Annotated in this window: 20 protein-coding genes and 1 riboswitch; of the genes, 11 read left to right on the forward strand and 9 right to left on the reverse strand. The window is 73.3% G+C overall.

The features are described 5' to 3' along the window. Positions 1-160 precede the first annotated feature (160 nt). From ACIHCL_RS01415 to ACIHCL_RS01430, 4 genes are all read left to right on the forward strand, one after another. Positions 161-724 (forward strand): beta-class carbonic anhydrase, encoded by a 564-nt coding sequence (locus ACIHCL_RS01415; protein WP_399855574.1) that lies wholly within the window; start codon positions 161-163, stop codon positions 722-724. Positions 725-968: 244 nt separating this feature from the next. Then, the gene (locus ACIHCL_RS01420) at positions 969-2,012 is read left to right on the forward strand and encodes an AAA family ATPase (protein ID WP_399855577.1); all 1,044 of its coding nucleotides are present in this window, start codon (positions 969-971) and stop codon (positions 2,010-2,012) included. A 2-nt stretch (positions 2,013-2,014) separates the two neighbouring features. Further along, entirely contained in the window at positions 2,015-3,391 is a 1,377-nt protein-coding gene (locus ACIHCL_RS01425) for a DUF58 domain-containing protein (RefSeq protein ID WP_399855580.1), read from the forward strand. Further along, positions 3,388-5,805, forward strand: a complete 2,418-nt coding sequence (locus ACIHCL_RS01430; protein WP_399855583.1) for a DUF3488 and DUF4129 domain-containing transglutaminase family protein — start codon at positions 3,388-3,390, stop codon at positions 5,803-5,805. Before ACIHCL_RS01425 ends, ACIHCL_RS01430 begins: the two co-directional genes overlap by 4 nt. A gap of 205 nt (positions 5,806-6,010) precedes the next feature. Here ACIHCL_RS01430 and ACIHCL_RS01435 read toward each other — a convergent pair whose 3' ends face one another. The 3 genes from ACIHCL_RS01435 to ACIHCL_RS01445 all read right to left on the reverse strand — a co-directional run bounded on the left by ACIHCL_RS01435 (position 6,011) and on the right by ACIHCL_RS01445 (position 8,106). Further along, entirely contained in the window at positions 6,011-6,403 is a 393-nt protein-coding gene (locus ACIHCL_RS01435; RefSeq protein ID WP_399855586.1) for a DUF3040 domain-containing protein, read from the reverse strand. 311 nt (positions 6,404-6,714) lie between these two features. Beyond that, positions 6,715-7,473 carry a class I SAM-dependent methyltransferase gene (locus tag ACIHCL_RS01440; RefSeq protein WP_399855589.1) on the reverse strand — a complete coding sequence of 253 codons (759 nt, stop codon included), beginning with the start codon at positions 7,471-7,473 and terminating at the stop codon, positions 6,715-6,717. Between the two features lie 105 nt (positions 7,474-7,578). After that, on the reverse strand, positions 7,579-8,106 hold the full coding sequence (locus tag ACIHCL_RS01445; RefSeq protein ID WP_399855592.1) for an SAV_6107 family HEPN domain-containing protein: 528 nt from the start codon (positions 8,104-8,106) through the stop codon (positions 7,579-7,581). Between the two features lie 258 nt (positions 8,107-8,364). Between ACIHCL_RS01445 and ACIHCL_RS01450 the strand changes: the two genes are divergently transcribed. The 5 genes from ACIHCL_RS01450 to ACIHCL_RS01470 all read left to right on the forward strand — a co-directional run bounded on the left by ACIHCL_RS01450 (position 8,365) and on the right by ACIHCL_RS01470 (position 14,538). Continuing rightward, complete coding sequence (locus ACIHCL_RS01450) at positions 8,365-9,270, forward strand: ATP-binding cassette domain-containing protein (protein WP_399855595.1); 906 nt, start codon at positions 8,365-8,367, stop codon at positions 9,268-9,270. Then, a complete protein-coding gene (locus ACIHCL_RS01455; protein ID WP_399855598.1) occupies positions 9,242-11,347 on the forward strand; it encodes a YhgE/Pip family protein in 2,106 nt (701 codons plus the stop codon). Before ACIHCL_RS01450 ends, ACIHCL_RS01455 begins: the two co-directional genes overlap by 29 nt. A gap of 26 nt (positions 11,348-11,373) precedes the next feature. Next, entirely contained in the window at positions 11,374-11,985 is a 612-nt protein-coding gene (locus ACIHCL_RS01460) for a TetR/AcrR family transcriptional regulator (RefSeq protein WP_399855601.1), read from the forward strand. Positions 11,986-12,351: 366 nt separating this feature from the next. Beyond that, positions 12,352-12,972: a DUF4126 domain-containing protein gene (locus ACIHCL_RS01465; RefSeq protein ID WP_399855604.1), complete on the forward strand. Its 621-nt coding sequence runs from the start codon at positions 12,352-12,354 to the stop codon at positions 12,970-12,972. 63 nt (positions 12,973-13,035) lie between these two features. After that, a complete protein-coding gene (locus ACIHCL_RS01470; protein WP_399855607.1) occupies positions 13,036-14,538 on the forward strand; it encodes a phytoene desaturase family protein in 1,503 nt (500 codons plus the stop codon). A gap of 223 nt (positions 14,539-14,761) precedes the next feature. On the opposite strand, the gene ACIHCL_RS01475 is transcribed toward ACIHCL_RS01470, so the two are convergent. The 6 genes from ACIHCL_RS01475 to ACIHCL_RS01500 form a co-directional block, all read right to left on the reverse strand. After that, positions 14,762-15,760, reverse strand: a complete 999-nt coding sequence (locus ACIHCL_RS01475; protein ID WP_399855609.1) for a hypothetical protein — start codon at positions 15,758-15,760, stop codon at positions 14,762-14,764. 50 nt (positions 15,761-15,810) lie between these two features. Further along, positions 15,811-16,728 carry a methylenetetrahydrofolate reductase [NAD(P)H] gene (gene metF, locus ACIHCL_RS01480; RefSeq protein ID WP_399855611.1) on the reverse strand — a complete coding sequence of 306 codons (918 nt, stop codon included), beginning with the start codon at positions 16,726-16,728 and terminating at the stop codon, positions 15,811-15,813. 236 nt (positions 16,729-16,964) lie between these two features. Then, positions 16,965-17,618, reverse strand: a complete 654-nt coding sequence (gene thiE / locus ACIHCL_RS01485) for a thiamine phosphate synthase (RefSeq protein WP_399855615.1) — start codon at positions 17,616-17,618, stop codon at positions 16,965-16,967. A gap of 93 nt (positions 17,619-17,711) precedes the next feature. Continuing rightward, a complete protein-coding gene (locus tag ACIHCL_RS01490; RefSeq protein ID WP_399855617.1) occupies positions 17,712-18,077 on the reverse strand; it encodes an Rv2175c family DNA-binding protein in 366 nt (121 codons plus the stop codon). Positions 18,078-18,147: 70 nt separating this feature from the next. Next, on the reverse strand, positions 18,148-19,326 hold the full coding sequence (locus ACIHCL_RS01495) for an NAD(P)/FAD-dependent oxidoreductase (protein ID WP_399857091.1): 1,179 nt from the start codon (positions 19,324-19,326) through the stop codon (positions 18,148-18,150). Positions 19,327-19,423: 97 nt separating this feature from the next. Continuing rightward, complete coding sequence (locus tag ACIHCL_RS01500; protein WP_399855620.1) at positions 19,424-19,768, reverse strand: hypothetical protein; 345 nt, start codon at positions 19,766-19,768, stop codon at positions 19,424-19,426. A gap of 51 nt (positions 19,769-19,819) precedes the next feature. Continuing rightward, positions 19,820-19,933: riboswitch (TPP riboswitch) on the forward strand. Here ACIHCL_RS01500 and thiO point away from each other — a divergent pair. Together thiO and thiS are read left to right on the forward strand one after the other, a co-directional pair. Further along, positions 19,931-21,157 carry a glycine oxidase ThiO gene (gene thiO, locus ACIHCL_RS01505; protein ID WP_399855622.1) on the forward strand — a complete coding sequence of 409 codons (1,227 nt, stop codon included), beginning with the start codon at positions 19,931-19,933 and terminating at the stop codon, positions 21,155-21,157. (Overlaps the previous riboswitch by 3 nt.) Beyond that, positions 21,154-21,438 carry a sulfur carrier protein ThiS gene (gene thiS / locus ACIHCL_RS01510; protein ID WP_399855624.1) on the forward strand — a complete coding sequence of 95 codons (285 nt, stop codon included), beginning with the start codon at positions 21,154-21,156 and terminating at the stop codon, positions 21,436-21,438. Before thiO ends, thiS begins: the two co-directional genes overlap by 4 nt. Position 21,439 lies beyond the last annotated feature (1 nt).

Consider the following 21,439-nt stretch of genomic DNA (forward strand, 5'->3'; position numbering starts at 1 on the left):
GCCGGACAGCGCGTCGCAGAGCCCCTCGGCCGCCTGACTGTTCACCCGGTCGAATGAACCGTTACGAGACTTGTGGTTTACCTCACAACAGGAGTCGTCGACGTTCTTTGTCCCCTTCCACAGCACGACGCGCCCCACCTCGGGCGATAACGTCATTGCCATGTCGACTTCCGCGCACTCCCCCGTCGGAGCCTCCGCACCCACCGTCGCTCCGGATCCTGCCGGGGGCACGGTCACCGACCGCCTGGTCGAGGCGAACATCCAGTACGCCGCCGAGTTCCGGGACCCGGGCATGGACGCCCGGCCGGTGCTCCGCGTCGCCGTGGTCGCGTGCATGGACGCCCGGCTCGACCTGCACGACGCGCTGGGCCTGTCGCTCGGCGACTGCCACACCATTCGCAACGCGGGCGGCGTGGTCACCGACGACGTCATCCGTTCACTGACCATCAGCCAGCGGGCGCTCGGCACTCGCAGCATCATCCTGATCCACCACACGAATTGCGGTCTGGAATCGATCACGGAGGAATTCCGCCACGAACTGGAGGAGGAGGTCGGACAGCGTCCGGTCTGGGCGGTGGAGGCGTACAAGGACGCCGATCAGGACGTGCGGCAGTCGATGCAGCGCGTGCGCACCTCGCCGTTCCTGCTGTACACGGACGACGTCCGCGGTTTCGTCTTCGACGTGACCACCGGCCTGCTGCGCGAAGTGTTCCCCGCCTCCTGACCACCCGGACACCCGCCCACCGGTCCCGGCAAATCAGCCCGGAACCGACATACCGCCTCCAGTTGCCCACAGGCGAGTGACACGGGGCGGTAACGGCACAAGAATGCGCGTGTGACACCTCGCCGGAGGTTCCCGGTGCGGTGTCCGTGTTTCGGGGTGGACCGGACCGCCGTGCGCGCATTCGGTCCGTGGATGGGGTATCCCCTGCTCCTGGCGAGCGTGGGGCAGGGCCGAGGAGGGCCGGGTGACGACCTATGACGATCGAGCGCGCCTCACAGATCTGACCGCGATCACGGAGCGGGTGCGCAGGTCCGTGGAGAGCGTGATCGAGGGGAAGCCCGAAGTCGTGCGGCTCTCGCTGACGGTGCTGCTGGCGGAGGGGCATCTCCTCATCGAGGACGTTCCCGGGGTCGGCAAGACGATGCTGGCCAAGGCGCTGGCACGGTCGGTCGACTGCTCGGTGCGGCGCATCCAGTTCACGCCGGACCTGCTGCCCTCGGACATCACCGGTGTGTCCGTCTTCGACCAGCAGCGGCGCGACTTCGAGTTCAAACCCGGCGCGATCTTCGCCCAGATCGTGATCGGCGACGAGATCAACCGCGCGTCGCCGAAGACGCAGTCGGCGCTGCTGGAGTCCATGGAGGAGCGCCAGGTCACCATCGACGGGCGCACCTACGAGCTGCCCGACCCCTTCATGGTGGTGGCCACCCAGAACCCGGTGGAGATGGAGGGCACCTACCCGCTGCCCGAGGCCCAGCGCGACCGGTTCATGGCCAGGGTGTCGATGGGCTATCCGAGCCCGGAGGCCGAGTTCCGGATGCTCGACGCGCACGGTGAGCTCTCGCCGCTCGACGATCTGCGACCGGCGGCGCACGCCCACGAGATCGCGAAACTGATCGAGGCGGTACGGACCGTCCATGTCGCCGATCCCGTGCGACGGTACGCCGTGGAACTGGTCGGGGCCACACGCTCCCATCCCGATCTCAGGCTCGGCGCGTCACCGCGGGCCACCCTGCATCTGCTGCGTGCGGCACGGGCCTCGGCGGCCCTGGCCGGCCGCGAGTACTGCCTGCCGGACGATGTGCAGGCGCTCGCGGTCGCGGTGCTCGCACACCGGCTGCTGCCGACGGCTCAGGCCCAGCTCGACCGCCGTACCTCCGAGGAGGTCGTGCTGGAGATCCTCGGACGGACACCGGTGCCCTCCGCCGACGGCGGCGTCCGGGTGCCCGGGCACCAGCCGGGCCGCCCGGCGCACGACCGTACCCGGCCCGGCGCGCGGCGGGTGTGAGGGTGGCCGGGGGGCTGCCGGAGCCCGGGGCCGACGGCGGCGGGGGCGGTGTGCGGGCCGCTCTGAGCGGACTGACCACGCGCGGGCGGTCCTTCCTCGCGGCCGGTGTCGCCGCGGTGGTCTGCGCGTATGTGCTGGGCCAGGTGGATCTGCTGCGGGTGGGGCTGCTGCTCGCCGCGCTGCCCCTGGTGTGCGTGCTGGTGCTCGTCCGCACGCGCCACCGGGTCGCGGGCACCCGGCGCCTCACGCCGTCCCGGGTCCCCGCGGGCTCGGAGGCGCGCGTCCACCTGCGGACGGAGAACGTGTCGCGGCTGCCGACCGGGCTGCTGATGCTCCAGGACCGGGTGCCCCATGTGCTCGGGCCGAGGCCCCGGTTCGTACTGGACCGGATGGAGCCGGGGGGCCGGCGCGAGGTGTCCTACCGGGTGCGGTCGGACCTGCGGGGACGCTATCCGCTGGGCCCGTTGCAGCTGCGGCTGAGCGACCCGTTCGGCATGTGCGAACTCATCCGCTCGTTCAGCGCGTACGACACGCTCGTCGTCGTGCCGCGGACCGAGCCGCTGCCGCCGGTGCGGCTGGCGGGCGGGGCCCCGGGATACGGCGAGGGGCGTCAGCGGTCACCCGCCCTGGCCGGCGAAGACGACGTGATTCCGCGCGGCTACCGGCACGGCGACGACCTGCGCCGGGTGCACTGGCGCTCGACCGCGCGGTACGGGGAGCTGATGGTGCGCCGCGAGGAGCAGCCGCAGCGTCCGCAGTGCACGGTGCTGCTGGACACCCGGCGGACCGCGTACCGGGAGGCCGGGCCCGACGCCGCCTTCGAGTGGGCGGTGTCCGGGGCGGCGTCCGCCCTGGTGCACCTGCTGGAGCGGGGCTACTCGGTCCGGTTGCTGACGGACGACGGGCACGCCGTCCCGGGCGCGGGCGGGGGCGGTTTCACGGGATCGGCGCACGCGTCCGGCGAGGCCGCGAACCTGCTGCTGGACGCCCTGGCGGTGGTCGGCCACTCCGACGCGGCCGGTCTGTCGGCCGCGTACGACGTGCTGCGCCACGACGGCGACGGGCTGCTCATCGCGTTCCTCGGCGATCTGGACGAGGAGCAGGCGGCGGTGGCGGCCGGGATGCGGCGGCGCGGCGCGGGTGCCGTCGCGTTCGTGATGGACGGCACGGCCTGGGAGCCGGACGATGTCGCGCCCCCGGGGGCACGGGAGGACTTCGAGCGGCGGTTGCGGCTGCTGCGGGAATCGGGCTGGACCGCGGTCGTGGTGGGGCCGGGGTCCGGTCTCGCCGATCACTGGCGGCAGGCGGGGCGGGCCGGGGCGGTGGACGGACCGGCCGCCGTCGGCGGCACGACGGGCTTCTCCGGGGGATGGTCATGAGCGGTCGTGGGCGGTTGGCGGTGTGCTCCGTCGCGGCGACACTGCTGGCGGCGTGCTCCATGCTGCCGCTGGTCGAACCGGCGGGGTGGATCCTGCCGGCCACGATCCTGCTGGCGGTGCAGGGCGGGGCGGGGGCCGTGATCCGCCGGGCGCCGGTGCCGCGGACGCTGGTCGTCGTCGGGCAGGCGCTGGTCGCGCTGGTCCTGCTGACACTGGTGTTCGCCAGGGAGCGGGCGATCGCCGGTGTCCTGCCGGGACCGGAGGCCGTTCGGCATCTGGCGCACCTGCTGGTCTCGGGTGCCGACGACGTCGCACGGTACGCCACCCCGGCGCCGGCGACGGACGGCATCCGGCTGATGCTGATCGGCGGCGTACTGCTGGTCGGTCTGCTGGTGGACGCGCTCGCCGTGACGTTCCGCAGCGCGGCGCCGGCCGGGCTGCCGCTCCTCGCGCTGTTCTCGGTCGCGGCGGCGCTGACCGAGGGCGGGGCGGACTGGCTCTGGTTCCTGCTGGCGGCCGGCGGCTATCTGCTGCTCCTGCTGACCGAGGGCCGGGACCGGCTCTCCCGGTGGGGGCGGGTCTTCACCGGCGGTGCCGGGCCCCGGGACGGTACGGGCGGCGGCCTGTTCTCCGACGGGCGGCCGACGGCACCGGTCCGCACCGGGCGCCGCATCGGCTTGCTGGTGCTGGGGATCGCACTGGTGGCACCGGCGGCCCTGCCCGCCCTCGACGGCGGCCTGCTGGCCGCGAGGACCGGGAACGGCAAGGGGGGCGGCGGCACCATCTCGGCGGTGAACCCCCTGGTGTCGATGCAGGACGATCTGAATCAGCCGGACAACCGGCAGGTGCTCTCCTACCGCACCGACTCCCGGGATCCGCAGGACTTCTATCTGCGGATCCTGGCCCTGGACACGTTCGACGGAAGCACGTGGCGGCCCGCCACACGCCGACTGCGCGATGTGCCGGAGCGGCTCCCGGACCCGGCGGGTCTGGGTCCGGACGTCGCGGTCGACGAGATCAGGTCGAGCGTCTCCGCCTCCCCCTCCTACCGGCAGACCTATCTGCCGCTCCCCTACCCCGCGACCGAGGTCAGGATCGACGGGTCCTGGCGGTACGAACCGGCGGGCCGGACCCTCGTCGGTGACGACGGGGAAACGACGGGCGGCGCGCGGTACCGGGTCTCCAGCCTGGTGGTCCGGCCGACCGCCGCTCAGTTGGCCGCAGCCCCCGCCGCGCCGCCCGCCCTGCGGCGGGAGTACACCCGCGTCCCGCCGTCCCTGCCGAAGGTGGTCGGTGAGACCGCCGCCGAGGTGACGAGGGGCGCCGCCAACGACTACGAGCGCGCGGTGAAGCTCCAGGACTTCTTCGTCTCGGACGGTGGTTTCTCCTACAGCACCTCGGTCGACTCGGGCACCGGAAGCACCGCGATCGTCCGGTTCCTGGAGGACAAGCAGGGTTTCTGCGTCCACTTCTCGTTCACGATGGCCGCGATGGCCCGGACGCTGGGCATTCCGGCGCGGGTCGCGGTGGGCTTCGCTCCCGGCACCGCACAGGCGGACGGGTCGATGTCGGTGGGTCTGCGCGACGCCCATGCCTGGCCGGAGCTGTACTTCGAGGGCACCGGGTGGACACGCTTCGAGCCGACCCCCACCCGGGGCACCACCCCCTCCTACACCCTGCCGGACGCCCCGAGCGGCGGTGAGGCGCCCGAACCGGCCACGCAGGAGAGCGGGCCCACGGCCGTTCCGAGCACAGAGCCGTCCGCCGCGGACGACTGCCCGGCCCAGATGCGCAAGCAGGGCGAGTGCGGAAGCCAGGCGGCGCCGAGCGCGGTGGTTCCTCAGGACCAGGGGACGCCCCCGGGTGTCGTTCTCGGCCTGGCCGCCCTCGCGCTGGCGGTCCTGGTGCTGCCGTCACTGCCCCTGATCTGGCGGCTTCGCCTGCGCAGGCGGCGGCTGTCCTACTCGGCGGGACGCACACCGGCGGACACGACGGCCAGGACACTGGCGGCCTGGCGGGAGGTCGTCGACACCGCGTGGGACCACGGGATCGGGCCCGACGACTCCCTGACCCCGCGCGGAACGGCCGACCGGCTGGTGCGACTGGGGCGGCTCGGCCCCGGGGCCTCGGCCGCGGCTCACCGGGTCGCGGACGCGGTGGAGCAGGTGCTCTACGCCCCGGAACCCCGGCCCGCCGTGGGGCTCGCCGAGGACGTGGAGCGGGTACGAGCCGGGCTGCGGGACTCGGCGGGTCGCAGGGCGCGAATCCGCGCCGTCGTGGCGCCGCGCTCGGCCGCTCGGGTGATCCGCGCGGCGTCGGAGCGCTGGGCGGCGTTCAGGGGTGAGTGGACGGCGCGAGGGGAGCGGATCCGCTGGGCGGGCCGGCCACGCGTGCCGTTCCGCCGACGGGGATGACCCATCCGACGGCGGGATCCTTGCCGGGCCCCACAAGGGAACCCAAGGACCCCGGCAAGGACCCCGCCGAGATGTGCACGCCCGCCGGGCTCACGGCCGACGCCGCACAGGCGCGAGGGGCGACCGCGTTCTCGCGGTCGCCCCTCGCCTTCAAGCGTTCAAGCGGCGTTTCAGCACATGGGCCGTGTGCCGGACGCGGTCCGGATCAGCGGCCCGGTTCGTCGCGGCGGCGCTGCCACCGCTGCTCGATCCGGTCCATGACCGTGCGGCGCTGCCTGGTCCGCCGGTTCGAACCGCCGGCCGCGGGCGCCGGTTGCTCTCCCGGCCTGGGCGCCTTGCGCCAGCCGGTGATCGCGAGAACCGCGCAACCCAGCATGACGAGGAATCCCACCACGCCCATCCAGATCTGCTGGGCGACCATTCCGGCCATGAGGAGCGCGATACCCACAAGGAAGCCTGCGACCGCCTGGTAGACCCGTCGTCGGGTGTACGTACGCAGCCCGCTTCCCTCGAGCGCTGTCGCGAACTTGGGATCTTCGGCGTACAGCGCTCGCTCCATCTGCTCGAGCATTCGCTGCTCGTGCTCCGAGAGCGGCACGGAGTCCTCCTCGTCGTCGGCCGCGGGGGGCGGCCGGTCTGCGGCCCTTCCAGGATAGGCAGGGAATCGCCCCCGTGAAACCCGCCCTCTTTGCCACACAGCCAGTCCGGGCCGCCACGAAGGATCGGCTGCTGAGGCGTTGATTCCCCAACCCCCGATCCGTCATGCCGGACGCTGTCCTCCGATCATACGGGGCGCGATCCGCGATCGGGCGGCTCGGGACGTACTCCGTCTGCGGCTGCGTCCCAGATCAACCGCACCGCGGCCGGCCCGCGACCCCGCGGCGGCCCGGTGCGGTGCGCGGCAGGCGCTCAGGCGCGCTTCGTGCCCAGGACGTGCAGCTGCGTCGCCACCGAGTGGAACGCGGGCAGTTCGGCGACGGCCGCCTCCAGCTTGAGCAGCGCGTCCATGGCGCCGGGCTCGGTGTCCACCAGGACGCCCGGCACCAGGTCGGCGAAGACCCGTACGCCGTGCACGGCGCCGACCTCCACGTCCGCCGAGGAGACCAGGTCGGTGAGCTGCTCGGCCGTGTAGCGCCGGGGTACCGGGTCCCCGGCACCCCAGCGGCCCGTCGGGTCGCTGAGCGCCTGCCTCGCCTCGGTGAAGTGACCGGCCAGTGCCCTGGCCAGGACGGCGCCGCCGAGCCCGGCGGCCAGCAGGCTGAGCGCCCCGGACGGGCGGAGTGCCTCGACGGCGTTGCGGACGCCCTCGGCGGGGTCGTCCACGTACTCCAGGACCCCGTGGCACAGGACCGTGTCGAAGCCACCGCGCTCGACCACCTCGAACAGGCCGTGGACATCGCCCTGGACCCCGCGGACCCGGTCGGCGACCCCGGCCTCGGCGGCGCGGCGCTCCAGCGCGAAGAGCGCGTTGGGGCTGGGGTCGACGACGGTGACCCGATGGCCGAGGCGGGCGACCGGCACCGCGAAGTTGCCGGTGCCGCCGCCGGTGTCCAGTACGTCCAGGACGTCCCGGCCGGTCGCCTTGACCTGGTGGTCGAGGGCGTCCTTGAGGACCTCCCAGACCACGGCGGTACGGAGGGAGGCTCGGGGGCGCAGCTGGTCCGACACGGCAGTTGACTCCTCGGCACGGTGCCGCCGGTGACGGCGGATCGTGAACGGTGCAGGTGGTACAGGTGCTCTCCACCCTATTGCCTCGCGCCGCCGTCGCCTCCATCACGTGTCGGGCCGGTCTCCTCGGCGCCGCGGGAGGACCGGCCGGGGCACCAGCATCCGTTCGACCAGGCGCAGGAACATCTCGGCGTCGCGCAGCAGGTCATCGGCGTCCCGCCGGCTGGCCGCGCCCGGTATGCCGGCTTCCGCACGGGCCCTGCGGCGGGCGCCGGAGGCGAACAACGCGCTCCATTCGGCCAGCTCGGGCGCGGTCTCGGGCAGGACTTCCCAGGCGCTGCGGATTCGCTGCCGACGCCGCCGCGAGGTCTCGGGGCGGCCACGCACGGCGAGCACCGCGGCGGCGGTGCGCAGGGCGGCGAGGTGGGCGGTCGCGTAGCGCTCGTTCGGCAGGTCGAGGGCGGCGGCCTCGTCGAGCCCGGCACGGGCCTGGGCGAGCAGGTCGAGGGCGGCCGGGGGCGCCGTGGCGCGACGCGGGACGGGGTGGACGTCGTCGGCCGGACCGGTCGGCGAGGGGACGGCGGGACCGCTCGCGCGGTACCGCGGTGCGGGCGCGGCGGAGGAGTGGGCCATGGCGAACCTCCTGTCTCGTGCAACGACTGCGGGGTCGTACGCATCCATCGTCGCGGGCACCACTGACAGTCGGCCCGGTCCACGCATCGATCCGCCGTTCCTCCCGGCGGCCCCCGCCGCCCGCACCGTCGCCCGCACCGGCGCCGGACACCGGATCATCCGCGGTCGGCCCGTGACGGCGCCCGCGCTTTGCGCCGATCACGGGTCCGCGATAATGTTTTTGAACTGACTAGTCAGTTCAAAAACAAGGGAGAGCTTGTGGACAGTCCGCACGGGGCAGCCGTCACCGCCGGGGGCTTCGGCCTCAAGGGGCCGCGCGGCTGGGTCTTCCAGGACGTGGACATCGACGCCGGACCCGGGTCGCTGGTGGCGATCGAGGGGCCGTCCGGCTCCGGTCGCACCTGCCTGCTGCTCGCGCTCACCGGACGGATGCGCCCCACCGCGGGCCACGCGAAGATCGGCGGACTGCGTCTGCCCCGCAAGATGGCCGCCGTACGCCGCATCAGCGCCCTGGGCCAGGTGCCCGGGGTCAATGAACTCGACCCGGCCTTCACCGTCGCCGAGCACCTGCGCGAACGGGCCCTGCTCCAGCACCGTTACGACGGATCGCTGCGCGCCCTGCTGCGTCCGCGCTCCGAGCGCGTCGCCACCGCGCGGGCGCGGATCGACGCGGCGCTGGACGCCGCCGGACTCGACCCCGCCACCCTGCCCAAGGGCGAGCGGACCGCCGTCCGGGACCTGGAGCGGCTGGAGGCGCTGCGGCTGTCCATCGCCCTCGCCCTGATCGGCCGCCCGCGGCTGCTCGCGGTGGACGACACCGACCTCAAGCTGTCCGACGCCGAACGTGACCGGGCCTGGGAGCTGCTGCGGTCCATCGCCGACGACGGCACCACCGTGCTCGCCGTGTGCAGCCAGGCGCCCGAGGGCGCCGTCACCGTACGGACCGGCACCGCGGCCGACAAGTCCGCGGCGGGCGGGCCCCCGGCCGACGCGACGCCCGGCGCGACGGCCACGCGGGAGAAGGCCCCGGCCGACGCGGCATCGGCCCCGGCGGCCACGGCCGCCACTTCGGAGAAGACCGCGGCCGGGGAACCCACGACCGACCGGACCACCACCGAGGAAGGACGGCCGGCCGATGCGTTCGCCGAAACTTGCCGCGCTTGAGCTGAGGCGTTTCGGCCGGGGAAGACTGCCGGTCGCCGCGCTGATCGCACTGCTGCTCCTGCCGCTGCTCTACGGCGCCCTGTACCTCTGCTCCTTCTGGGACCCGTACGGCCGCCTCGACAAGATCCCCGTCGCGCTCGTCAACGACGACAAGGGCGCCACCGTCGGCGGGAAGCGCATCACGGCCGGTGACGAGATCACCGGCAAGCTCCTCGACTCCAAGACCTTCGAGTGGCACGAGGTGAGCTCCGCCGAGGCCCGCAAGGGCGTGGAGAACGGCACGTTCTACCTCTCGCTCACCATGCCGTCGGACTTCAGCAAGCGGATCGCCTCCAGTTCGGGCGACTCCCCCGAGACCGGCGCGCTCCAGGTGCGCACGAACGACGCCAACAACTACATCGTCGGGCAGATCTCGCGCTCGGTCTTCTCCGAGGTGCGCACCGCCGCGTCGACCAACGCCTCCCGGGGTTTCTACGACCGGATCTTCATCAACTTCTCCGACCTGCACGAAGCGACCGCGAAGGCCGCCAAGGGCGCCGACGACCTCAAGGGCGGCATCGGCAAGGCGAAGAAGGGCTCGCAGGACCTCGCCGACGGGCTGAAGAACGCCAAGAACGGCAGCAGCAACCTGGCCGGCGGGATCGTCAAGCTCAACAAGGGCTCCGGGGACCTCGAAGCGGGCTCCCGGCAGGTCGCGGGCGGAACCCAGGCGCTGGCCGACAAGGTCAACGGAGTGGCGACCCAGGTGCGCCCGTTCCTGAAGAACAACGGCGAGTCGATCGGCGACACCGCCCGGCTGGTCGCCGATTCCGCGCAGACCGTACGGGACAACCTCGACCTGCTGGTGAAGGCGGCGCCCACCGCGGCCACCGCCGCCCACACGGCCTCCGACGACCTGGCCGAGGTCTACCGCACCACGTGTGCGGAGCAGCCGCCCGCCGACGCCGCCGATCCCTCCGCCGCCTCCGCCTGCCCGCCGCTGAAGCGAGCGACGACCGCGGCGGCCGATGTCGCGAAGGTCGCCGACGACGTCAACACACTGGTGACGAACGAGAACGGGAACCTGAAGACGCTGCGTTCCCAACTGACCACGCTGCAGCGGCAGGCCGATGACCTGGCCAAGAGCGCGCCGCGCCTGGACGAGGACCTGAAGTCCGCCGTGGCGAAGGTCAACGCGCTCAACACTGGCGCCCACAAGGTCGCCAAGGGAGCGAGCGAGCTGCACACCGGTCTCGTCACGGCCCAGACCGGCTCCGCCGACCTGGACACCGGCGTCGGCAACCTCAAGAAGGGCGCAACCGACCTGGACAGCGGGCTGGTTCGGCTCGGCGACGGCTCGACGAGCCTCGCCCAGGGGCTCAACGACGGCGTCGGCAAGATCCCCGACTACGGCAAGGAAGACCGCGAGGCGCGCTCGGAGGTCATGGCCGACCCGGTGAAGCTGGCCTCCGAGTCGCTGCACGCCGCCCCCAATTACGGCACCGGCTTCGCCCCCTACTTCATCCCGCTCTCCCTCTGGGTCGGCGCGATGGTGGCGTACATGCTCATCCAGCCGCTCAACCGGCGTGCGCTGGCCGCCGGGGCCTCCGCCTGGCGGGTCGCCTTCGCGGGCTGGCTGCCGGTGGCCACGATCGGCCTGCTCCAGGTCGCCGCGCTGATGTCCGTACTGCACTGGGGACTTGGCCTGGAGATGACCAGGGCGGCCGGGACGATCGGCTTCCTCGCACTGGTGATCTTCTGCTTCGCCGCGATCGTGCAGTGGCTCAACGCCCAGTTCGGGGCCGCCGGACGCATTCTGGTGCTGGCCGTGCTGATGCTCCAGCTGACCTCGGCCGGGGGCACGTACCCCGTGCAGACCAGCCCCGGCTTCTTCAACGCGATCCACCCCTACCTGCCGATGAGTTACATCGTCGACGCGCTGCGCAGACTGATCACGGGCGGCGGGCTCGGCCCGGTCTGGCAGGGCTCCGCGGTGCTGTTGGCCTTCACGGCGGGGGCACTCGCCCTGACCGCGTTCGCGGCTCGCCGCAAGCAGGTGTGGACCCTGGACCGACTGCATCCGGAGCTGAGCCTGTGAGCGCGGAACCTGTGAGAATCAAGGGCATGGAAAGCAGCAGCGGCACGCGCCGCCAGGCCACCCGGCAGAAGCTCTACGAGGCGGCTGTGACCCTCATCGCCGAGAAGGGTTTCTCGGCGACCACGGTGGACGAGATCGCCGAGCGCGCCGGGGTCGCCAAGGGCACGGTCTACTACAACTTCAAGAGCAAGACCGAGCTCTTCGAGGAACTGCTGCGCCACGGCGTGGGGCTGCTCACCGCGTCGCTGCGCTCCGCGGCCGAGGAGACCGGGGAGCGAGGCGGCACCCCGGTCGAGGCCCTGGACGCGATGATCAGGGCGGGCCTGGTCTTCATCGACCGCTACCCGGCCTTCACCCAGCTGTACGTCGCGGAGCTGTGGCGCACCAACCGGGCCTGGCAGTCGACCCTCCTGGTGGTGCGTCAGGACGCGGTGGCCGTGGTCGAGGGGGTGCTGCGCGAGGGCGTGGAACGCGGTGAGCTCAGCGAGGAGATCGACATTCCGCTGACGGCCGCCGCCCTGGTCGGCATGGTGCTGGTGGCGGCCCTGGACTGGCAGGCGTTCCAGCCGGAGCGGTCGATCGACGACGTGCACTCGGCGCTGTCGCTGCTGCTGCGCGGCCGGGTCGGCGGACGCTGATCCGCCGTCACCGGGCCGGTGCGCGAAGGACGCCGGCCCGGTGGGCCCGGTCTCCCGGGTCCGTACCGGACCGGCGTCCTCCTCGTTGCCGGAAAGCCGTCCCCCTGGCCGCGTTCTCCCCCGTGGCCCGCCGGCTCTCCGTCGTGCTCCCCCGTACCCCCCTTGGTCCGGAAGGAGTGCCGCGCCCGTTCCGCCGCCCCGTGCCGGCGGTGCCGTGCGCCGCTCCCCTGTCCGCGTTCCACTCTTCCGTCCGCGCGGGAGGGAACCCATCCGCACACCTACTCATCTCACCGTCTAGGTACGGATACTCACGTCCTGCGCGGAACCCCGCCCGGGACCGGGATCCGTCTGGTTACCATCGCGTCCGTGTCCGTACTTCCCCTGGTGTTCACGAGCGGCTGGGCGAGCGGGATCAACGCCTACGCGGTGGTCCTGCTGCTCGGCGTCTTCGGCGTGACCGGTTTCTCCGACGAGGTGCCCGCGGCGCTGCAGCGCACGGACGTCCTGATCGTGGCCGGTGTGCTGTTCCTGTGCGAGATGGTCGCGGACAAGATCCCGTACGTGGACACGGCCTGGGACGCGCTGCAGACCGCCGTCAGACCGGTCGCCGGGGCGGTCGTGGCGGCGCTGCTGGCGGGCGAGAGCGGCTCGCTGCCGGAAATCGCGGCCGGTGCCATCGGCGGTTCCACGGCGTTGGTCAGCCATCTGGTGAAGGCGGGCACCAGGATGGCGGTCAACACCTCCCCCGAGCCGTTCAGCAATATCGCGGTGAGTGCGGCCGAGGACCTGGGCGTGGCGGGGATCATCGTCTTCGCCCTGTTCCATCCGCTGGCGGCCGCGATCATCGCCGCGACGCTGCTGCTGCTCGGCCTGGTGGTCGTGGTCTTCCTGACGTCCCGCATCAGCCGGTTCCTGCGCCACAGGGCCCGGCGCCGCGAGCAGCGACGCCTGGCCACCGCGGCGGGTTCGCCCGCGCCACCGGCCTGAGCGTCGCGGGCGGTCGCGAGGCCCGTGGACGGGGTGCCGAAGGCGGCGGTTAAGGTCGCTGGCATGGCACGGATTGCGGTGATCGGCGCCGGGATGGGCGCGATGGCGGCGGCGGCCCGGCTCGCGGTGGCAGGCCACCGGGTGACGGTGTACGAGCGGTCGCAGACCTACGGCGGCTCGGTCGGCCGCTGTACCCGGGACGGCTTCGCCTTCGACACCGGGCCCGCCCTGCTGCATCTGCCCGCGGTCTACCGCGACCTGTTCGTGAAGACGGGCAAGGAGCCGCTGGAGCGGTGCGTCGCGATGAGCCAGGTCGACCCGGCGAGCCGTCACGTCTTCGCGGACGGCACGGCCGTCTCGCTGCCGAACGCCTCCCGGGCCGGGGTCGTCGCCGCCCTGGACACCGCGCTGGGCGGCGGTGCGGGTGCGGTCTGGGGGGCGTTCCTCGACCGGGCGCGGGACGCCTGGGACCGGTCGAGACGCCCGCTCCTGGAGGAGCCGCTCGGTGCCGATCCGCAGCTGCTCGGCCGTGATCCGTATCCGGCGCTCCGGCAGCGCCGGCTGCTGCGGCCCGCCCGGCAGGCGGGCACGGTGGCCGAGATCGGCGCGTGGGAGCTGGCGGACCCCCGGCTGGCCGCCCTGCTGGACGGCTACGCCCTGTCGTACGGACTGGACCCGCGTCGCGCGCCGGCCTCTGCCGCCCTGCTGCCGTACATGGAGGAGACCTTCGGCAGCTGGTACGTCGAGGGCGGGATCCGGGCCCTGGCGCAGGCGGTGTACGAACGGTGCCTGGCCCGGAGGGTGGAGTTCGTCCTGGGCCGTGAGGTCGTCCGGGTGATCGCGAAGGACGGCCGGGCGGCGGGCGTCGAGTTCGCGGACGGCTCGGCCGCGGAGGCCGACCACGTCGTGCTGGGTGCCCGGCCCCGTCCCGGTCTGGTGCCGGGCCAAGAGCCGTGGCCGGACGGGGACATGGCGGGGCGGCCGGTGGTGCCGGGCCGGTTCCTGGTCATGCTGTCGCTGCGCGGCGCCCGGCCCGCGGACACCGTCCACCGGACCGTGGTGCATCCGGCGGACGGCGCGGCGGAGCAGGAGGCGGTGTTCGCCGGCCGGGTCGCCGAGCGGCCCACGGTGACGGTGCTGCGCCCGGACGACCCGACGGCCCGCCCCGACGACGCGCACGAGGCGGTGACGCTGACGGCGACGGTCGCCCCGCAGGGGGCGGTGGACTGGACGGGCACGGCGACCCGCACGCGGTTCGCCGACACCCTGATCGAGGTTGCCGGAACGGTCGTGCCGGGCCTGCGGGAGCGGACGCTCCACGCCGAGGTGCGGACCCCGGCCGAGACGGCGGCGGACACGGGAGCCGAGGGCGGTTCGGTGCCCGGGCCCGCGCTGGCCGGGGCCGGGGGGGCATATCTGCGTCCCGGCAACCGCACCGACCTGCCGGGGCTCTACCTCGCGGGCGGCTGGGCGCATCCCGGTGGCGGGCTCGCCCACGCCGGAATGTCGGGGGCGCTGGTCGCGGGGCTGATCGTGGAGGGGGACGCGTTCCGCGGTTCCCAGTGACCCGCTTCGGATCCCGGTGTCCCGAAAGCCGCCCGGACCGGGGCCGGCGGGAAGGGCACCCGCCCCTGGGTGAGGGCGCTCCCGCGCTCCCCGGCGGGCGCCCGGTGTCGGCCGCAGTGCCGCGCCGCGTCGTCGGAACCCCGCGCGCACCCGGTATCCGGGTTGTCCCTCCGCCTCGCACCCCACGCCCCGCGCCGATCCGCCGCGGATGGCAAAACGGCCCTCAGCGGTACCGCCCGTCGTACCCGTCGCCGTCCTCATGGCCGTTCGGGTACGGGGCGGGCCCCGCGGGCTGTCCCGGGGGCATGGCCGGGTACTGCTCGCCCTCGCGCTGCTGCGGCACCCAGACTCCGCCCGCTGGAGTCTCCGCGTACTGCTGGGTGTAAGGGTCGGCGGCGTACTGCTGTCGGCCGCCGAAGACGTCGTAGCCGTCGCCGTAGCCGTCGTACGGGGGGTGGCCGCCCGAGGTGCCACCCCCGACGTAGGGGTCGGAGTAGGCGGCGTACTGCTGCTGTCCGCCCGTGCCGTAGTCGTACGACGCGGCGAAGGAGTCCCGGCCGCCCGGGGCGTCCTGTCCGGACGGGAACGGACCATGGCCGGTGGCGAACGGGTCATGGCTCGTGGCGAACGGATCATGGCCGGTGAGGAGGTCCTGGCCAGGCGCCGGGTACCCGGCGGGGCCGGTGCCGCCGTCGTACGCGGCGTACCCCGGCTGCGACAGCATCCCCGTCTGGTCGTCGTGACCGCCGTCCCGCACCGCCCGGGCGTGGTCGGAGTAGACGCCGTACTGGCCGGTGTCGTCGGGCAGCGGCTCCGGCTCGTAGACGGCGGTGGCCGGGGACTCGGGCTGTACCTGCGCGGGGGCCTGCCCGTTCTGCTCCGCGTCCGCGTCAGCCCCCTTGGGCGCGGGTGCCGCCCTGCGGGCGCCCCGGCCCTTCCCGGCGCGGCGGCGACGGCTCTCACGGGGGCCCTCCCCCAGCGCCCAGCCGGTGGAGAAGCCGCGCCGGAAGGACAACGTGACGTACGACTGGCCGACCGCGAACGCGATCGTACCGGCGGCGATCACCGGCACGGACGGCAGCAGCACGCCGACGACCACGCAGAGGAAGCCGGTGAAGGCCAGCAGGCGCCAGCGAAGGCGCGCCTTGTACTGCAGGAGCACCTCGCCGAGCAACCACAGCGCGACGATTCCGAACGCGATGTAGAGGACCGTCCAGCCCATGCCCGCCCCCTCCTACGGCCACCGCCCGGGGTCGTGGCGGGTACGGCCGGTCACAACTGCTTGTGCAGTCCGAGATTCTCGTGGATTTCGAGCGTCGCCGTCGAGTTGTTGAGCGTGATGAAGTGCAGTCCGGGCACACCTTCGGAAAGCAGCTTCGCGCAGAACCGCGTTGCGAAGTCGATACCAATGGAGCGTACAGCGGCGGGATCGTCCTTGACCTCGAGGATGCGCTCTCTCAGCGACGACGGGACGGAGGCGTTGCTGAGCTGGGCGAACCGCTCGAGCTGCTTGACGCTGGTCAGTGGCATGACCTCGGGAATGATCGGAGTTTCGCAACCCGCGGCGACCACTCGGTCACGCATGCGCACATAGTCGTCCGGATTGAAGAACATCTGGGTGATCGCATAATCGGCACCGGCGCGGCACTTTTCCACGAAATGCCGGATGTCGGTGTCCCAGTCGGTGGAGCGCGGATGCCTCTCGGGAAATGCCGCGACCCCCACACAGAAATCGCCGGATTCCTTGATGAGCCGGACGAGGTCGGCCGCGTACCGGACGCCCTGCGGGTGCTCGACCCATTCACCCATCGGGTCGCCCGGCGGGTCGCCGCGCACGGCCAGGATGTTCCTGATCCCGGCGTCGGCGTACTGCCCGACCATGTTGCGCAGTTCGGCGACGGAGTGGTTGACGGCGGTGAGGTGCGCGACCGGGGTCAGGGTGGTGTCGGCGGCGATCTCCTGCGTGGCCTTGACCGTCCCCGCCCGGGTGGAGCCGCCGGCGCCGTAGGTCACGGAGACAAAGCTCGGCCGCACCGCCTCGACGCGGCGCAGGGCGTTCCAGAGGTTCCGCTCGCCCTTCTCGGTCTTGGGCGCCCAGAACTCGAAGGAGTACGAAGGCTCGCCGGTCGCGAGAAGTTCACGCACCGTGGGGGCGTGATCCGTCCTGGTGGTAGGTGTGCCAAGGGCCATACGGGCAGGTTAACCAGAGTGCGCGGACCACAGGACCAGACCAGCGCTAAATGTCCGGATTGCGCGTTTGTTTGTCCATCCTTCGGACATCCGGCCGGCCCACGCTTCGATACGTGCCACCGATCGCACGGCGGCGCGGTCCGGATCGCGCCCCGGCGCGGCCCCGGACCGAGTCCGGTTCACGGGCGGTCCGGACCTCCGTCCGCCCCGGGCCGGGACGCGGGCACACCTCCCGCTCAGGCTCCGGCGCGGGCCCTGATCCTTCCGGCGAGTTCGGCAGTGGCCGCGGCGGGGTCGTCGGCCTCGGTGATCGCCCGGACGACGACCACCCGGCGCGCCCCGGCGTCCAGGACCTCGTCGAGATTGCCCGCGTCGATCCCGCCGATGGCGAACCAGGGCCGCCGGGTGCCGAGCGAGGCGGCGTACCGCACGAGGTCCAGCCCCGGCGCGGGCCGTCCGGGCTTGGTCGGGGTGGGCCAGCAGGGCCCGGTGCAGAAGTAGTCCACGCCGGGCTGGGCAGCGGCCGCGTCGACCTCGGACTCGGCGTGGGTGGAGCGGCCGATCAGCACGTCGTCGCCGAGGACGGCGCGGGCCGCAGGGACCGGCAGATCGCCCTGGCCGAGATGGAGCACATCGGAGCCGATGGCGTGCGCGACGTCGGCCCGGTCGTTCACCGCGAGGAGCTTGCCGTGGCGCTTGCAGGCGTCGGCGAAGACCGCGAGGTGTTCGAGTTCCTCGGCGGCCTCCATGCCCTTGTCGCGCAGTTGGACGATGTCCACCCCGGCGCCGAGAACGGCGTCGAGGAAGGCCGGGAGGTCCCCTTGGCGCCTGCGGGCGTCCGTGCACAGGTAGAGCCGGGCGTCGGACAGCTGTGCGCGAGGCGTGGACATGATGCGATTCCCCCCGAAAGAGCGTGAGCGGTGGTGGTCGGAGCGGGGCCGGGTGCGGGCCGTCGGACCCGCACCCGGCCGGCGGTCACCGGTTCAGACGGCGAGCGCCTGGGCGCGGCGCTTCACCTCCGTGCCGCGATTCTCGCTCAGCGCCTGGGCGGGGGTGCCCGGCAGGGTCGGATCGGGGGTGAAGAGCCACTCCAGCATCTCTTCGTCGTTGAAGCCGTCGTCCCGCAGCAGGGTCAGGGTGCCGGAGAGGCCCTTGACCACCTTGTTGCCGGCGATGAAGGCGGCCGGCACCTGGAGCGCCCGGTTCTCACCTCGGCGCACGGCGATGAGCTGACCCTCCTTGACCAGCTGCCGCACACGTGTCACCTCGACGCCGAGCTTCTCGGCGATGTCGGGGAGGTGGAGCCAGGCGGGGACGAGAGCATCGGTTTTCGTGTCAATCTCGGTCACGGGACAAGCGTGCCATCCCGGACCGACAGTCGGTAGCCGGGCCGACCGTACGGGCGGTGCCGGTACGCCGTCAGAGGGTCGTCGACTTCAGGGGTACGGAGGGGTCGGCGGCCCGCACCGGGTCGATCCGCGCGCCCGCCTCGACGAGCCTGCGGCCCTGCGCCAGGTCGCGGGGGCGGCCGACGGCGAGGACCGCGACCAGGACGCCGTCGCGCAGCCAGCACACCGACCAGGCGGGGTCCGCGGGATCGCCGCGCCACAGCAGGGTGTCGGCGCCCTCGTGGTGGCCCGCGTACTGCACGAACCGGTCGAACTGCTCGGACCAGAAGTACGGGACGGGGTCGTAGGCGGGCGGAGCCGGGCGGTCCCCGTCCGCCGCGACGATGCCCGCCGCGACGGTCCGGGGGCCCTGGAGCGCGTTGTCCCAGTGGTGGACGAGCAGGCGCTCGCCGTACCGGGCGGAGGGGAACGAGGCGCAGTCCCCGACCGCGTACACGTCGGGCAGCGAGGTGCACAGCGCGGCGTCGGCGGTCACCGATCCGTCGGGGCCGAGACCGATGCCGGAGCCGGCCAGCCAGCCGGTGGCGGGGCGGGCGCCGATGCCGACGACGACGGCCCCGGCCGGGATCTCACGGCCGTCCGCCAGGACCACCCGGCCCGGTTCGACCCGGTCGACCCGGGCGCCGGTGAGGAGTTCGGCGCCACTCTCGGCGTACCAGGCCGCCATCGGGGCGGCGACCTCGGCGGGCAGCGCGCCGGCCAGCGGCCGGTCGGCGGCCTCCAGGACGGTGACCGTGCAGCCGGCGGCGCGGGCCGCGGTGGCGAACTCGGCGCCGATCCAGCCCGCGCCGACGACCACGACGTCATGCCGTTCGTCGAGGACGGGCCGCAGCCGGGCCGCGTCGTCGAGGGTGCGCAGCAGATGGACGCCGGGAACGCCCTCGGTGCCCGGCAGGACGACCGGTTCCGCTCCGGTGGCGATCACCAGCACGTCGTAGGGGACGGGGCCGGACGCGGTGTCGAGCTCGTGCGCCGCGGCCCGCAGGCCGGTGACGTCGAGGCCCAGCCTCAGCTCGATGTCCAGTGCCTCGAAGTCGATGTCGAAGGCGGAGCCCTCGGCCTCGCCGAGCAGCACCGCCTTCGAGAGTGGGGGCCGGTCGTAGGGCTGGTGGGGCTCGGCGCCGATCACCGTGACGGGACCGGTGAAGCCCTGCTCCCGCAGGGCCACGGCCGTCTGCACGCCGGCCATGCCCGCGCCGGCGATGACGACGCGCCGTTCCGGACGCTTGGACTGCTGCGACTGCTGCTGCTCGCTCACCTGTACACCATAAGCACCTGACAGGACGTCAAGGCAGGGGGAGTTCCTCCACGGCGCTGGTGCCGCTGCCCGCCTGCGACTCCCATTCCCACCGCTCCTCCAGCCTCACCCGGCCGTCCGGGAGGTCGGCGACGGTGGAGACGCAGTGGCCGCAGGACGTCGTTCCGTCCTGCCCCAGCTGGACGTACCGGAAGTCCAGGACATCGCCGTCGCGGGTGCCGACGAGATGGCCGCGGACCACGTCGCCGCCCGCGTACTCGGCCCAGATCCGCCCCTCCTCCTCGTGGTACGTGAAGCGGGTGCGGGTGCCGACCTGGCCGGGTGCCTGGTCGGCGACCGGCGAGAGGACGAGTCCGTCGAGCGAACGGGCCATGACTGCTGCTCCCTTACCGGGTCCGGCGGACGGGGTTTAGGGTGGCCACGGTAAGACACTCGCGGGAGCCCGGACGCAGCGGGCTGAGAGGAAGGCTGGAGCGGCCTTCGACCGTACGAACCTGATCCGGGTCATGCCGGCGAAGGGAGGGGCTGGACGCCCATGCGTTCTTCTCGGAACGGGGACCCGTCCGAGGTCCTCGGCAACGGATCCGGCGCCCCGGCGGCCGGGTCCGACGTCCTCGTCATCGGGGGCGGGATCATCGGGCTGGTCACCGCCTGGCGGACCGCGCAGCGCGGACTGCGCACCGCGGTCGTCGACCCCGAACCGGGCGGCGGGGCCGCCCGCGTGGCGGCCGGGATGCTGGCCGCCGTCACCGAACTCCACTACGGCGAGGAGCTGTTGCTGGGGCTGAACCTGGCCTCGGCCGCCCGCTATCCGGACTTCGTGGCGGAGTTGGAGGAGGCGAGCGGCCTGGACACGGGCTTTCGCACCTGCGGCACGCTCGCCGTCGCGCTGGACTCCGACGACCGGGCCCATCTGCGGGAGCTGCACGCCCTGCAGCGGCGTTCGGGTCTGGAGTCGGAGTGGCTGACGGGACGCGAGTGCCGTCGCCTGGAGCCGATGCTCGCGCCGGGTGTGCGCGGCGGGCTGCGGGTCGACGGCGACCACCAGATCGATCCGCGCCGGCTGGCCGCCGCGCTGCTCACCGCGTGCGAGCGGGCCGGGGTGGTCTTCCACCGCGCCCGGGCGGAGCGTCTGACGGTGGTGCGCGACCGGGCCGCCGGGGCCGTGCTCGCCGGGGGCGCGAAGCTCGTCGCCGGCCGGGTGGTGATCGCCGCGGGCAGTCTCAGCGGCCGGCTGCCGGGCCTGCCGGCCGGGGTCGCGCCGCCGGTCCGGCCGGTGAAGGGGCAAGTGCTGCGGCTGACCGTGCCCGCCCCGTACGCGCCCTTCCTCTCCCGGACGGTCCGGGCCCTGGTCCGGGGCGGCCACCTCTACCTCGTACCGCGCGAGAACGGCGAACTGGTCGTCGGCGCCACCAGCGAGGAGATGGGCTGGGACACCACCGTCACCGCGGGCGGCGTCTACGAGCTGCTGCGCGACGCCCACGAGCTGGTGCCCGGCATCACCGAGCTGCCGCTCGTCGAGACCCGGGCCGGTCTGCGCCCCGGTTCCCCCGACAACGCCCCGCTGCTGGGCCCCACGGCGCTGCCCGGCCTCCACCTCGCGACCGGCCACCACCGCAACGGCGTCCTGCTCACCCCCGTCACCGGCGATGTCATGGCGGCGTCGCTGGCCGACGGCGAGCTGCCCGAGGTGGCCCGCCCCTTCAGCCCGCACCGCTTCTCGCCCGCCGCCGACGCCGTACGTCAGGAGCAGCCCGCATGACCGAGCCCGCGCCCACCCCCGGTTCCGCGTCCGTCCCCGTCTCCTCCCCCGATGCCTCCGCCGATCCCTCCCGCGCCGCCGTCTCCGTGTCCGTGAACGGGGAGGTCCGGCTCCTCGCCGCGGGCACCACCCTGGAGGCCGTCGTCGCCGGGCTGACCTCCGCCGGCTCCGGTGTCGCGGCGGCCGTCAACGAGAGCGTCGTACCGCGCGGGCAGTGGCCCGCCACCGCGCTCCACGACGGCGACCGGGTCGAGATCCTGACCGCGGTCCAGGGAGGCTGAC

It is taken from the genome of Streptomyces sp. NPDC052042 (assembly GCF_044548345.1).
Taxonomy (GTDB): Bacteria; Actinomycetota; Actinomycetes; order Streptomycetales; family Streptomycetaceae; genus Streptomyces.